General features: G+C 60.4%; 11 protein-coding genes. 3 read left to right on the forward strand and 8 right to left on the reverse strand.

The features are described 5' to 3' along the window. The first annotated feature begins 148 nt into the window (after positions 1–148). On the forward strand, positions 149–439 hold the full coding sequence (locus ACK9YZ_RS03505; protein ID WP_416065684.1) for a hypothetical protein: 291 nt from the start codon (positions 149–151) through the stop codon (positions 437–439). A gap of 33 nt (positions 440–472) precedes the next feature. On the opposite strand, the gene zwf is transcribed toward ACK9YZ_RS03505, so the two are convergent. From zwf to ACK9YZ_RS03535, 6 genes are all read right to left on the reverse strand, one after another. Beyond that, positions 473–1981, reverse strand: coding sequence for a glucose-6-phosphate dehydrogenase (gene zwf, locus ACK9YZ_RS03510; RefSeq protein WP_416065685.1), 1509 nt, complete (start codon positions 1979–1981; stop codon positions 473–475). 188 nt (positions 1982–2169) lie between these two features. Further along, positions 2170–2850, reverse strand: coding sequence for a hypothetical protein (locus tag ACK9YZ_RS03515; protein ID WP_416065686.1), 681 nt, complete (start codon positions 2848–2850; stop codon positions 2170–2172). 219 nt (positions 2851–3069) lie between these two features. Then, positions 3070–3840, reverse strand: coding sequence for a trans-aconitate 2-methyltransferase (gene tam / locus ACK9YZ_RS03520; protein WP_416065687.1), 771 nt, complete (start codon positions 3838–3840; stop codon positions 3070–3072). 176 nt (positions 3841–4016) lie between these two features. Next, positions 4017–6365: a PBP1A family penicillin-binding protein gene (locus ACK9YZ_RS03525; RefSeq protein WP_416065688.1), complete on the reverse strand. Its 2349-nt coding sequence runs from the start codon at positions 6363–6365 to the stop codon at positions 4017–4019. Between the two features lie 906 nt (positions 6366–7271). Then, positions 7272–9008: a hypothetical protein gene (locus ACK9YZ_RS03530; RefSeq protein ID WP_416065689.1), complete on the reverse strand. Its 1737-nt coding sequence runs from the start codon at positions 9006–9008 to the stop codon at positions 7272–7274. Positions 9009–9156: 148 nt separating this feature from the next. Next, positions 9157–9621: a cupin domain-containing protein gene (locus tag ACK9YZ_RS03535; RefSeq protein ID WP_216757347.1), complete on the reverse strand. Its 465-nt coding sequence runs from the start codon at positions 9619–9621 to the stop codon at positions 9157–9159. Positions 9622–9906: 285 nt separating this feature from the next. On the opposite strand from ACK9YZ_RS03535, the gene ACK9YZ_RS03540 reads away from it, so the two are divergent. Further along, positions 9907–10725, forward strand: a complete 819-nt coding sequence (locus tag ACK9YZ_RS03540) for a sugar phosphate isomerase/epimerase family protein (RefSeq protein WP_416065690.1) — start codon at positions 9907–9909, stop codon at positions 10723–10725. A gap of 44 nt (positions 10726–10769) precedes the next feature. Here the strand turns inward: ACK9YZ_RS03540 and ACK9YZ_RS03545 are convergent, their stop codons facing one another. Together ACK9YZ_RS03545 and ACK9YZ_RS03550 are read right to left on the reverse strand one after the other, a co-directional pair. Further along, positions 10770–11684 (reverse strand): adenylate/guanylate cyclase domain-containing protein, encoded by a 915-nt coding sequence (locus tag ACK9YZ_RS03545; protein ID WP_416065691.1) that lies wholly within the window; start codon positions 11682–11684, stop codon positions 10770–10772. Between the two features lie 107 nt (positions 11685–11791). Continuing rightward, positions 11792–12832 (reverse strand): zinc-dependent alcohol dehydrogenase family protein, encoded by a 1041-nt coding sequence (locus tag ACK9YZ_RS03550; protein ID WP_416065692.1) that lies wholly within the window; start codon positions 12830–12832, stop codon positions 11792–11794. A 248-nt stretch (positions 12833–13080) separates the two neighbouring features. On the opposite strand from ACK9YZ_RS03550, the gene ACK9YZ_RS03555 reads away from it, so the two are divergent. Next, on the forward strand, positions 13081–13968 hold the full coding sequence (locus ACK9YZ_RS03555) for a branched-chain amino acid aminotransferase (RefSeq protein WP_416065693.1): 888 nt from the start codon (positions 13081–13083) through the stop codon (positions 13966–13968). Positions 13969–13987 lie beyond the last annotated feature (19 nt).

Raw genomic sequence — 13987 nt, forward strand, 5'->3', positions numbered from 1 at the left:
ATCCGGCGGTATCAGCCGCCGGATGGAAATCCGCACCGACGTTTCCTAGATTAGATCATGCCGGATTTTTTCACCGATGGCCGGATCGGCTGGAACGATGGATATCCAATTCTCGTTTCATATCGGCCAGATAAGAAGGAATATGGTCATGCGTAAGGTCGTTGCAGCAGCTTCGATCATTCTCCTCGGCTTCGCCGCTCCGGCCTTTGCCCAGGCCCTCGGTGATATGGACTATTCCGGCCGTTTCGGCGGCATGCCGCCCGGCACCGTGCCGGACGCCAACGCGAGTGGCGGCGGCATCTCCATTCCGCTCGACCCGGTCGAAACCGATAGTATCCGCGTCGTCGTTCCGCCCGATCGGACGGCTTGCCCAAAGCCGGGTACGCGTGCATATCGCACCGCCGAGCGTGACCACACGATGCCAGCCGCCTGCCGCTGACGGGATTACTATCGGATTAGCGAGCAGGAACGGCTATTTGCCGCTCCTGTGCAGAAGCACGCCCAGTTCGTGCCATTGGCGGCCATCGCGCTCGATCAGCTCGTCGCCGCAGGCAGGTCCCATTGTACCCGGGACATAAGGATCTGGAATGCGGTCATCCTTTGCCCATTCGTCCAGGAAGGGCTGTACCGCTTCCCAGCCGGCCTCGATACCATCGGCGCGCTGGAAGAGTGTCTGGTCGCCGATGAAGAGATCATAGAGCAGCGATTCGTAACCGGTCGTCTTGCTGATGTCGAATTTGTCAGCATAGCGGAAATCCAGCGCCACCGGCACGGTATCGACGGATTGACCCGGTGATTTGATGGAAATTTCCATGCTCATGCCCTCATCGGGCTGCACCTGGATGACGAGCTTGTTCGGTGGCAGGCGGCGGTTGGCCCCTGTTTCGCGGAACTGCGCAAAGGGCACCGGCTGGAAGGTGATGACGATTTCCGTATCGCGCGCCGTCATCGCCTTGCCGGTACGCAGATAGAAGGGAACGCCCGCCCAGCGCCAGGTATCGGCATAGAGCTTCAGCGCCACATAGGTCTCGGTCTTGCTGTCGGGCGAAACATCCTTCGTGTCGCGATAGGCAGGAAGGTCGGTGCCGTTGAGCGGGCCGGCGGTATAGGCACCGCGCACGCCATTCGCCCTGGCTTCCTCCGGCGTGTAAATGCGCAGAGCCTTCAGCACCTTGCTCTTCTCGTTGCGGATCGCTTCGGCGTCGAAACTGTTCGGCGGTTCCATGGCGATCATCGCCAGAAGCTGGAAGAGATGGTTGGGGATCATGTCGCGCAGCGCGCCCGTCGCATCGTAGAACTTCCCGCGCGTACCGACATCGACTGTCTCCGAGGCGGTGATCTGTACGTGGTCGATATAGCGATTGTTCCACAGCGACTCGATCATCATGTTGGCGAAACGCGCCGTCATCAGGTTCTGCACCGTTTCCTTGCCGAGGAAATGGTCCAGCCGGTAGACTTGGCTTTCCTTCACGCGGGCGAGGATACGCGCATTCAGCGCCTTGGCGGATTCGAGATCGGTGCCGAAGGGTTTTTCAATGGCCACGCGGCGGAAGCAGCCCCCGCTTTCATCCATCAGTCCGAGATCGGCAAGTTTTTCGACGATCGGCCCGAAGAAGCTTGGCGGCACGGCAAGATAGAAGGCTGCATTGCAGGTCGTGCCGAGGCGCTTGCCGATTTCGAGGAAGATATCATCCCTGGTGAAATCTCCCTGCAGATAGGAGATGCGCGACCGCAGGCTCTCCCAGGCTTCGTCCTTTATTGTTTCTTCCTCGCGGCGGATCTGGCTGAGAAAGTCATCCAACCGCTTGCGCAGGAACTCGTCGTCACCGGGCTCAATGCCGACGCCGAGGATATGCAGGTCGCTGCCGACGAGGTAGCTGCGCGTGAGATTGATGATGGCCGGAACCAGCAGTCGCCGTGTCAGATCGCCGGTGGCGCCGAAGATGACGAGAGTGACGGGCGGTGTGGGGTGAGCGTCCATGCGTGTCATCTCCTGCTGGATTGTCCCGGCCGAATATAAAGCGCTTCCGCTTTACCGCAAGAGAACCTGCAGCCCAATGATAACAGGCATTTGACAGGGCGGTACGGGTGCGGCGCTATGCCCTGAAAACAGCTCCGGGGCCAAAGCCCCGGAAACAAGCGCGATGAAATCCGTTTCGCAAGAGCAGGTTAGCTGTTCTTGGTCGACTTGTCCGTGCTGCTATCGGCTGCCGGCGTCTGGATATCGGACGTGCCCGTGCTCGTTTCCGATTTGACCGGCCAGGTGATGTAATAATTCTGCGTGCCGACCTGCCCGAAATAGACTTCGTTGCCGGTGCCCTTTTCGATGAAGCTGCCGTTTTCACTTCTGACGAGGCGCCCGTGGGAATCGCGCTGCAGATGGTCGCGCAGGAATTCGTTCCAGTCGCTGGTCTCGATTGCGGTGCCCTTCTTCTGGTCGACATCCGCTTCCTCGGGATCGGTGACATCCCAGGCCTTGATCGAAACGCCCTGGGTCGGATCGGTGACTGTCAACTGGCCCTTCTTGAAGGCGGCAAGCATCGCGGCCTCCTGGCTGCCTTCGCCCTTGGCGTCTGCCGCGGCCGTCATGTTCTGGCGCAGCAGCGCCATGAAGGAGGCGGTGGTGATATCGGTGCTGGCGGTGGTGTTGCCGGACGTATCAGTCGATCCAGCCTTGCCGGAGTTGATCTTGTCCAGCATGACCGACAGCGCCGAGCGGGACTGCGAGGGGAGGCTGGAATAGTCATGATCGGTCGAGCTGCTGGAACTGCTGTCGGAGGAGCCGCTCTTGATCACCTGCAGAGCTATCTGCGCCGTTTGCAGCCGAATATTGGAAACAGAAGAAACCATCTCAAAATCTCTTTGTCAGGCCCCGCACGTGGTGGCGCAAAGGCGTTTTATGGATAGCGATCGACGCTGGTAACGTCGCGAAAGCACGTCCGGATTGAGAAATCCCAGAGCGAACCGCTACGCTTCAAACTTTGCGTGTGGCTTGCGGAGACCGACAAAGCGCCGCCGGCGGCGATCGCCTGAACCGCTGCCGGCATCAAGGACGTCGGGATTTCCCGGTCAGGCCTTTACGGCCACCATGAAGAGCCGCGGGAACTTGAGCAGAACCTTACCATCGGCAGCCTTCGGATAGACCCGGTCGATACGTTCGAGATAGTCAGCCAGAAACGCCTCGCGGTGCTCTTCGCCGGCATGGTCGAGATAGGGCCGCAGGCCCGTTGCCTTGACCCATTCGACGATCGCCGCGGCATTGTCCATCGGGTGGTTGTAGATCGTGTGCCAGATGTCGACGCGGGAGGATTTGGCGATCAGCCGGCTGTAATAGGTGGATGGCGGCGGCAGCACGTTGCGCCGAACGCTCTTCTTTTCAAACGCCGTCTTCCAAGGCCCGGTATGCGCCGTTTCCTCCATCATCAGATGGCTCGGTTCGCCGAGGTTGTCAGGCATCTGCACGGCGAGCACGCCGCCCGGCGCCAGCCCGTCCATCAACCGGTCGAAAATGTCGAGATGGTTGGGCAGCCACTGGAAGACGGCATTGGCAAAGAGCAGGTCCGCCGGCTCGGTGGGCTGCCAGGTGGAAAGATCGGCCTCCACAAAGGCTGTGCCCGGCAGGCGCTTGCGGGCGGCTTCCAGCATGTTAAGGTCGCTGTCGAGACCCGACACGTTTTGCGCCCCATAGCGGTCGATGATCAGCCCGGTCGAATTGCCCGGTCCGCAGCCTAGATCGACCGCGTGGCGGAGTTCCGTCAGCGGCACCTGCGCCAGCAGGTCGCGAGCCGGGCGGGTGCGTTCATCCTCGAATTTCACATATTGGCTGGCTGACCATGCCATCGTCTTTCTCCTGATATCAGGCCACGTCCTCGACGCGGCGGATGCGAACCTTGTCGATGTTGCGACCGTCGAGCTTGACCACTTCGAACTCGAACAATGCATTTCCGGATAATTTCCACTTGCTCCCATCCGGTTCGAATCGGCCGTCCGGTAGGGCTTTCGCGTCGAGGCGAAAATCACTTTTCGCAAAGCAGCCGCTCGCCAGAATAGGGTTGGTAAGTACAGTCCGACGGCCGGAAGGAACGATAGCTGCGGGAGCAGGCGGTGATGTTGCAGGACTGCGGTGCGCCTTGACCGTCAATCATCGCCCCTGTCGACCTCGCCTCATTCGGCGCAGGCTCGGTCATCGCCTCCTGCATAAACTCCCGCCAGATACGGGCCGGCAAGGCGCCGCCTGTGACGCCGTTCATCGGCGCGTCATCGTCATTGCCCACCCAGACGCCGGCGACGAGCGGCTTCGTGAAGCCGACGAACCAGGCATCGCGATTGTTCTGGCTGGTGCCTGTCTTGCCGGCCGCGAACGTCCCTGGGTCGGCTCCCCGTCCAGTGCCGCGCTCGACAACCAATTGCAGGAGCCCGAGGAGATCGGACTGGTAGGGCGAAATGTCCACAGTCGGCCGAGCTTGTGAACCAACCCGAAACGCCTTTGGCTGCCCCGCTGCCTGAAAGTCGATGATACCCCAGGGTCTGACGGGCGCCTTGCCGAGATGGACAGACGCGTAGGCGCTGGTCAGGTCAAGCAGGTTTACTTCGGATGTGCCGAGCGCCAGAGACGGTGTATTGGCAAGCGGCGCATCGATGCCGAGCTCTCGCGCGGCGGCAATCACATTGTCGAGCCCGACCTGATCGGCAAGCCTGACCGTCGCGGCGTTGAGTGACCGGGCGAACGCTTCGGCGAGTGTTACCCAGCCGTGGTAGCGTCCGCCGGAATTTTCCGGCGACCAGCCGTCGATGTCGATCGGCGCGTCGAGAACCCAATCGGACAAGGTGAGCCCAGCCTTCAGGGCCGCGTAGTAGACGAACAGCTTGAAGGTAGAGCCCGGCTGCCGCATCGCCGTGACGGCGCGGTTGAACTGGCTTGCCTTGTAGTCGCGGCCGCCGACCATGGCAACGACTGCGCCTTCCGGTGTCATCGCAACAAAGGCAGCCTGCGATACTCCCGCAGCCTTTCCTTCCTTGTCTAGTGCCCTCCTTACGACGCTTTCAGCGATCTGTTGCAGACGCGGAACGAGGGTCGTGCGCACCGTCGTCGACCCCGGCGAGGCGCCGGCGATCTCGCTCGCCTGCGGCGAAATCCAGTCAGCAAACCAGCTTCCGGAGCGCGGTGTCGGCGTCGTGGGATGCAGCTTGGCGAAACTCGCCTCGGCTTCCTCCGCCTCCGGTCTGGTGATCTTGCCATTGGCCATCATCGCGTCAAGAACAACGGCGGTGCGTTGCCGGGCGCCTTCGAAATTATCGATCGGATTCCATTGGCTCGGCGCCCGCAGCAATCCCGCCAGCATCGCCGATTCCGGCAGGTCGAGGGCGCCGATATCCTTGTTGAAGTAGATCCGCGCGGCGGCAGGCATGCCGGTCGCACCAGCGCCGAGGTAGGCGCTGTTGAGATAGCGTGTCAGGATTTCCTGTTTGCCGAGTTTCCACTCCAGCCAGAGGGCGATGACGACCTCCTGTATCTTTCGTTTTATTGTCCGATCGCTGTCGAGATATTGCAGTTTGATAAGCTGCTGGGTGATCGTGCTGCCGCCCTCTACCACCGAGCCAGCTTCGAAATTCCGCAGGAGCGCCCTTCCGATCCCTCTGACGTCGATGCCAAAGTGATGCATGAACCGCCGGTCCTCGATTGAGAGGACGGCGTCGATCAGATGCGGCGGAAACTGGTTGTATTGGGCATAGGCTCCTTGATATGGTCCCTGTCTGACCAACGGTGCACCGTCAGCGGTTTCCAGCACCACGACAGGCTTCAAGGTCCCATCTCGAATCTCGGCCCAGGGGACGTCCTTCAGTGCCCACACCAGGACACTTGCTGTCAGGAGGAGGCAGACAAGAAAGGCCGATCCCAGAGCAATTTTCCACCGTCTCGCATGAAGCGACGCGCGTCGGCGATTACCGAAGGGCATCGCATACAGACCACGAATACCTCGCCCTGCCTTCACCAGAGCGGTCGCGAGCCACTTGCCAAGATTGCGGATGGTTGTTGTGGTTTCCGGCCGAAGTGATCCCTTGAATTCCGTCCTCAATCGCGAAGCGGCTGCGACTGTCTTGGCCTTGGCCCAGGTTGAAGACACCCCCAGATCATGAGCCAGGGCATGCAGTAAGTTGTGCGCTGCCTGTCTGCTTTGGCCGAAGGACTTGTAGGGCTGTTGCGGTTGTTCAGCCTGGGGAGATGAACTGGTCCCGTCCAATGGGTTCGTGGCGGGCGTCTGCGCCTGAGCATCGTCAGTCGGAAGCTCCACATTTGCCGGTTGATCGGCACCTGTGCTTGGGCCACCGGCACTTTGCGTCGAGGATTTGGGAGGACTTGGCATCGGTTACCGCTAAAAGGCTCTTCCCGAAAATAGCGCGCGCTTATACCGCGGCAATGCCAAATGATCCATCGCAAAACGGCCCACGTCGCACGTTCGCCGAGGATCCCGCTTTATGTCATCGGACCTAAGTCCTTGTTCGAGCGGGACCTAGGTCCAGTATCCAGAGACGGTGCCGATGGCATATTAAAATTCAAGGCGTGGGGAGATTGCCTTGCAATGGAGCGCGCATAAATCGGAATCGGAAAAGGACATGAAAAAGTTCATTATCGCAGCGTTGGCTTTAGCGACGGCGTTAACAGCGTCGCCCGCATTCTCTCAGATCTACTTCGAGTATGGGATTGGCCCTCGCTATTACGATCGCCCAGAACCACGGTACTATCGCTACCCGCCACGCTACGCCTACGATGACGACTATGGCCGCCCGAGGTATCGCCATGGCGACCGGTGCTGGACGCAGAGATACTACGCATATAGGCATCACCACCACGTGGTACGGTACAGGACCGTCTGCGACTAGACTGTGTTGTGTCTCGTCACAGGCTGCGATCACGGCGCGTAGAGCCAATTGCGTTTTAAGCGCTGCCCGATGTCTTTATCGGCCCGGAAGGTGAGCCCAATCCTTTAGGCGCTAAGACCTGCGGGAGGTACGGCGTCCGCAAAGCGTTGGCATCCTTGCGAACGCGGCGATCGTAGTTATCTGTGAGGGCATTCAGAGCGCCAGCGCCATCTCCCAGGAACGTTGGCCCGTACGTCCGCCGAAACAAGAGGCGTTGGCGAAAATCCTTATGGAATCGCTATCTGTCAGTTTCGGAAGAGGAGATCGTTCCGCGCAAGCCGACCGATTCAGGCGGCCAGGATCGCCGCGCTAACGTTTGCACATTTCCCATCTCGACGACTGTCGGCGGGTCAGCGAAGATTTTCTTTTATCGGCTTGTAGCAGGCATCGGTGTTGCCGATCTCGGTCTTGCTGATGGGCCTCCATGTATTCCGATCGAAGTCAAAGAACTCGATGAAACACTTGTTGACGTCGTAACTCAGCCACTGGACGGCAACAAGCCGGCTGTCCCGGCTATAATCCAGGTTCAGATACATGTTCCCTTCGCCACCACGGGGGAAAGATGCCGGACGACCCGTCTGGTTGTCGGCGACTATGGCGAAAGAACATCCGGCACCGCAACCAATCTGGATAAGCGTATAGTGTCCAGCAAAATTCGGTCCTTCGCGCATTCCCTCGCGGATGCGCGTTCTGAAGCTGTTGAATTCCCGGTCACGCCTTTTGAAATCCGGCAACACCGTCTTTCCGGTAAACCGACCTTGAACCGGAAAGTCGATTGCGTTTGGCCGCTTGACCTTGATTGTCGGAGACGCTGCGGCGACTGCTCCGTCCTGTTGAGGTGACGCGGCGTCGCAAGCGTGCCATTCCATCTGGAACCCGTACTCGCCTTCACGGCCATAACACCAGCCCACGGCTTGGAGCTTCGTTCCGACGGCCTCGCGCCGGTCGCAGGCCGCCAGCGTCTCGCCAGAATCCCCGCTGCCACCTCGGCACGCTGTATTCTGCTCTTGCCATTGCGATATCAGGCGAACGGGTTGTGACACGCCCTTGTCAGCCGCTATGACTTTCCCCGACTCCACAATAATAGTTCCGGCCCTCGGGTCCCAAACCAGAGAGAATTCTGCCGTCCCCGAAGATACGCGGTCGCCCACATCGCGCTTGGCGTACCAATCGACGACGCCGTCTACCTTACAGGTCTCGAAGCAGGCTACCCGCGCCGACCCGGGTTTTATACTGTAGGCCCGGATCGGCCATCTTGATGCGAAGTCCCGCTTTTCACCGATAACCACCGCCTTGGGGGTCGGCTTTCCATAAAAGTCCACTGTGTCGGCGTAAGCCCCCTCCATAAAAGTAAGCGCTTCGGCGTTCCCGCGGGACCATGCGCTGTGGTAGGCCGTGACAAAGACGAGGGCCTTCTGTTCTGTCGTCAGTGCAGCGAATTCAGCATTTGTCGGAGGCGGGACGTTGGTCGGAGCAGCTCCGGGTGATGCAGCCCGCTCCGGCAGGGCGGGCAGACTGCCCCACGTGACCTTGTAGCTCTGCATTTCGTTTGCGGTGAGATATCGCATGTCATCGCTGGGAACCGATAAACTGAGCTGGAGTAGCTTCGGATCGACGTCCATCTCGATGAGATATGCCATGATCTCTGCGGTCATCACCTGGACTGCGGCGACGGCGGCACTGCCTTCGATATTGCTGTCCGGCGAGAAAGAGGACTGGTGGACGCCTATCGCGCCAGGGTCCGCTTCGCGATTCACACCGCCGACAAACGCCAGCGCACAGGCAGAGGCGCATTGCGAGGACCTAAGTTGGAGGGTTGATAATCCTAGCGAGCGGATCATTCTCCCATAGGCCATCGCTGAGACAACCTGCCCCCCATTGCTGTCGAAGGTGATTACCCTGGCTCCACTTGCCGCAATTTCGCGGGCAAGCAGTTCTGGATTGTCGGATTTGCTGAATTCACCTTTGAGGAGGAGAACTGGAACGGAATTATCAATCGGCACACGCTGAATCGTGATGTCTGCGCATGCAATTCCGAACCAGGCAACGAATATAAAGAACCCCAAAACGACACTACGCAGAAACACGACTACAGATCCCCAGCCACGTCGAATGCATGCTAGCGTATCAACTGCTGCGCGCAATATTGAAAGCAGCAGTTGGGTCGTCAAATGGGGAATGTATTTAACGCCAGCGTGATGCCTCGACCATCTCTGTAGCTGAGGCGCGCGCGACCTACGCCGCCAGGATCGTGATCCCATGGGCGTTTGCCGCTGCCCGCATGCGCGCCACCGTCTCCGGTGACGGGCTGCCTTGCGGCTGTTCGGTGACGCCTTCGGTCTCGATGAATTCGGCCATGTCGTGGTCGACGATCGCCGAAAAGATAGCAGGCACGGTTCCGTTGTTGGAATAGCCGTGCACCATGAAAGGCGCGATGCTGACGATGTCGCCGGCGCTCGCCTGGATCTCTTCCGGCCCGGTATCGGTCAGCCGCCAGATCGTGAGAGTACCCTCGATGATCCGGAAGACTTCCGGGCTCGCATGCGCATGCCGGGGCGTCCTGCCGCCGGGCTCGACGGTCACATCGAAGATGTTGAGCCAATTGCCTGTCAGGCGAGCCCGTCGCTCGACCTTGTCGCCCAGCACGAAGAAGCTTTTTGCTTCCGTCCGGGCATCTGTTTTCACAAATGAGTTGGACATGATGTCTCTTTCTTGTTCTTGCGGGGCGGTCCGATAGACCTTCGCGGCCGTTTTGGCAAGCGCCGCAAAATCGGGGAAGGCGGCAAACGCGCGGCTTTTGCGTGCTTTCAGGCCCTGAAGCCGATCGCGGACATATCGGTACGGAGTATCCGCTGCGCAAGTGCGACAGGTTGGCCGCTGCTGTTTCTACGATACCGGCCTGTAATATCAGCGACACAGAAGAGGCGCATAGAACGCGCCGTTCCTTCCCCGCCAATCAGGCCATACCATCAGCGGAGCAACCCCATGTCTTCTCTTCCCGTCGTCGGCGCCGCCATGACGATCGACGAACTCGAAAACCATCGCGACTGGCTCTTCGAAAAGTCCCGCGATCTCGAACTGCAGAGCTTCATCAATGCCGACGTTCTGAACGGCGATTGGACGCCGCGGGCCGAGCGCGCCAGGAAGTTGCTCGACGGCTTCAAGGGCCGCGTCGGCATCCATGGTCCATTCTGGGGCTTCATCATCGCCTCGCAGGATCCGGATATCCGCTCCGTCGTCTCCCGCCGCCTGATGCAGGGCCTTGATGTCTGCGCCGCGATCGGCGGCACGCACATGGTCGTCCATAGCCCCTACACGACCTGGGGCTATAACAACCTCGACAACAATCCCGGTGAACGCGAGAACATCGTCGACTACTGCCATCAGACGATGCGCGACGCGGTAAAGCGCGCCGAGGAAATCGGCTGCACGGTCGTCATCGAAAACATCGAAGACAAGGACCCGCATATCCGCGTGGCGCTTGCCGAGAGCTTCAACTCACCGGCCGTCGCCGTTTCGATCGACACCGGCCATGCGCATTACGCCCACGGCTCCACCGGCGCCCCGCCCGTCGATTATTACGTCCATGCCGCCGGCAACCGCCTCGGCCACGTCCACCTGCAGGACGCTGACGGTTATGCCGACCGCCACTGGGCGCTTGGCGAAGGCACCGTCAACTGGCGCGCAATCTTCGCTGCCCTTGCCAAGGTCGAAAGCAATCCGCGCCTCATCATCGAGATCAAGGACAAGTCGAAGATCATCGCTTCGGCCGAGTATCTCGCCTCGCTTGGAGTGGCTCAATAATAGAAACAGGCGGCGGGATAATTGTCTCGCCGCCATCCCGAGCCTCAGTCGCGCATCGCCCAGCGAATGCCGGCGGCGACGGAGAGGCCGAGAAGCGGCCATATCGCCCAGAAAATCCCATGCCACGTCAGCATGTTGATAACGACAATGCCGATCCCGACAACGGCAAGTGCAGCAATCCGCTGGTCGAACCGGCCCTGCATCCGCACCCATATCATGGCCGCGAAAAAGGCGAAGGCAAGCAGAGGCCAGACGGCCCAGAACTCGCCTTCCCAAGTGGCAATATTGATGACGACGAGCATGGCGCAGATGACGGCCAGGATGCCGGCGAGCTTGCGCAGCCGGCCGCGCGGCGGCAGGGCCGGGGCCGGCCTTGGCGCCGGCATTTCGACGGAACGATCCGCAGAGGTTGTCGGCTCCTGCGGCTGAATTCCGAGATCGCCGATGCGCACGACATAGCTCGGCACGGCATCGGCGACATTCTTCATCTCCAGTGCTCCCAGAAAGTCGAATCCGACAGCCACCTTGTTGCGCACCTGATCGTAGACGGTATTCGAGATCACGATGCCCCCGGCAGGCGCCGAGGTTTGCAGCCGCGCGGCTATATTGACGCCGTCGCCATAGATATCGTCTCCTTCGACGATGACGTCGCCGAGATTGATTCCGATACGAAAGAGCATGCGCCCGTCCATGGGCCGCGCCGCATTCTTGCCGGCAAGCTCGTTCTGCACGTCGATCGCCGCCCGTACCGCCTCCACGACGCTCGGGAAATCCGCAAGCAGCCCATCGCCCCATGTGTTGACCACCCGCCCGCCATGCGATGCGATGAGCCGGGACATGGCATCGCGATAGTGTTTGAGCATGGCGAGCGTGCCTTCCTCATCCTCGCCCATCATGCGCGTATAGTCCTGCACGTCTGCTGCAAAGATCGTCGTCAGCTTGCGTTGTGTCTCGCTCATGAAATCCCCCATCGAGGCGGGTATGCTGCTGGCTTCTTCAACCTATAGGTGTGATCGCAATCTTGCTTCCGGTAATCCGCACTGGTGCGAACAGCCGTCCCACATTTCTAGAACTGCGTAATCACGCTGATTCCCGTGCCTTCGGCCTTGTCGAGTGTCATCAGCGCTGGCACGGCTTCGGCAAGGCTGATGCACCGGCCGATCAGTTTCTGCGGCGCGATCTTTCCGGCGGCGAGCATCGCGAGCATGGCATCATAGCGCCAGGCCTGCATGCCGTGGCTGCCATAGATTTCCAGCTCGTGGCCGATCACCTGCGCCATCGGGATCTGCGGCGTCGAATGCTCGCCCAGCATCAGCCCCACCTGCACATGCCGGCCGCGCCGGCGCAGGTTCTTGATCGAATTGAAGCAGGTGACGGGATGGCCGAGCGCATCGATCGAGACATGCGCGCCGCCCTTGGTGATCTCACGCACGGCTTCCGCCACATCGACAACCGAGGAGGCATTGATCGTGGCCACCGCTCCGCATTCACGCGCAAAGGCAAGCTTCTCCTCGGAAATATCGACGGCGATCGCATTGGCTCCAAGCGCGCTGGCGATCATGATCGCCGAAAGCCCCACTCCACCGCAGCCATGCACCGCGATCCATTCACCGGGGCCGGTGCGCGCCTGGTCGGCAACCGCACGAAAAGAGGTGGCGAAGCGGCAGCCGAGGCTTGCCGCCGTCGCATCGTCCACGCTCTCGGGCAGATGAACCAGATTGGTATCGGCATAATCAATGCCGACATATTCGGCAAACGAGCCCCAATGGGTGAAGCCCGGCTGGAACTGGTTGGGGCAAACCTGCTGGTTACCGGAATGGCACTCGGCGCAACGGCCGCAACCGGAAACGAAAGGCACGGTCACGCGGTCGCCAACCTTGAAACGCACCACGCCCTTGCCCGTCGCGACGATCTTGCCGGCAAGCTCGTGCCCCGGGACGTGCGGCAGGCGGATATCCGGGTCATGTCCCATCCAGCCATGCCAGTCGCTGCGGCAAAGCCCGGTTGCGCCGATCTTGATAACCACGCCGTCTTCCGAAGGCGTCGGGTCCGGCACGGTGCGGATCTCAGGCGCCTGTTCGAAGGCTTCGTAATACATGGCTTTCATCTGTTCTCTCCTGAGCCGGCATGCGTGTCTTCTTCCATGATGGCATGCTGCGGTGGCATCCATCCAGTCGGCTTTCGATCATTTTCTTTTATGGACCCATCGTTTTAGCACCAGGACACGCGCATCAATATTTCAATCGTAACGCGGTCTCCGGCATTTTCTTGCTTCGATGTTTCAACCGTCAATTTGCGCTTGACCGTCCCCGGCAGTGAGGATTTTGCTTTGCCGACTTCACAAGGAGAGCCGCAATGCCCGTCGATACGTCACCCCGCACGACCACCTGGACCTATGTCGACGGAGAGTGGATCGCCGGCAACCCGCCGCTGATCGGGCCGACCTCGCACGCCATGTGGCTCGGCTCCACCGTCTTCGACGGCGCCCGCTGGTTCGATGGCATTGCACCCGATCTCGACCTGCATTGCCAGCGCATCAACCGCTCTGCCGTCGCCATGGGCCTGAAACCGGTCAAGACGGCAGAAGAGATCGAGGCGCTCGCCTGGGAAGGTGTCAAGAAATTCGACGGCAAGACGCCGATCTACATCAAGCCGATGTATTGGGGCGAGCATGGTTCGGCAGGCAGTGTCGTGACCGTCGACGGCGAATCCACCCGTTTTGCGCTCTGCCTGTTCGAAGCGGCAATGGGTGGCCATGGCGGCTCTTCGCTCACCGTTTCGCCCTACCGTCGCCCGACACCGGAAACCGCGACGACCGACGCCAAGGCAGGCTCGCTCTATCCGAACAGCGGCCGCGCGATCGCCGAAGCAAGAAGCCGCGGTTTCGACAATGCGCTGATGCGCGACATGAACGGCAACGTGGTCGAAACCGCTTCCTCGAACGTCTTCATGGTCAAGGACGGCGTGGTCCTCACGCCGGTCGCCAACCGTACTTTCCTTGCCGGCATCACCCGCCAGCGCGTCATCGGCCTCTTACGCAAGGCCGGCTTCGACGTGCGCGAGGCGACACTGTCGGTCGAGGATTTCATGGGCGCCGACGAGATCTTCACGAGCGGCAACTATTCCAAGGTTGTCGGCGTCAACAGGCTCGACGGCCATAATTTTCAGGAAGGCCCGGTCACCCGCAAGGCGCTGGAGCTCTATATGGACTGGGCATACGGCCGTTCGGCGAGCGATGAGTAGCAGGACAGCTGCCGTGAGT

The organism is Rhizobium sp. ZK1 (assembly GCF_047782645.1).
In the GTDB taxonomy this organism is placed as follows: domain Bacteria; phylum Pseudomonadota; class Alphaproteobacteria; order Rhizobiales; family Rhizobiaceae; genus Rhizobium.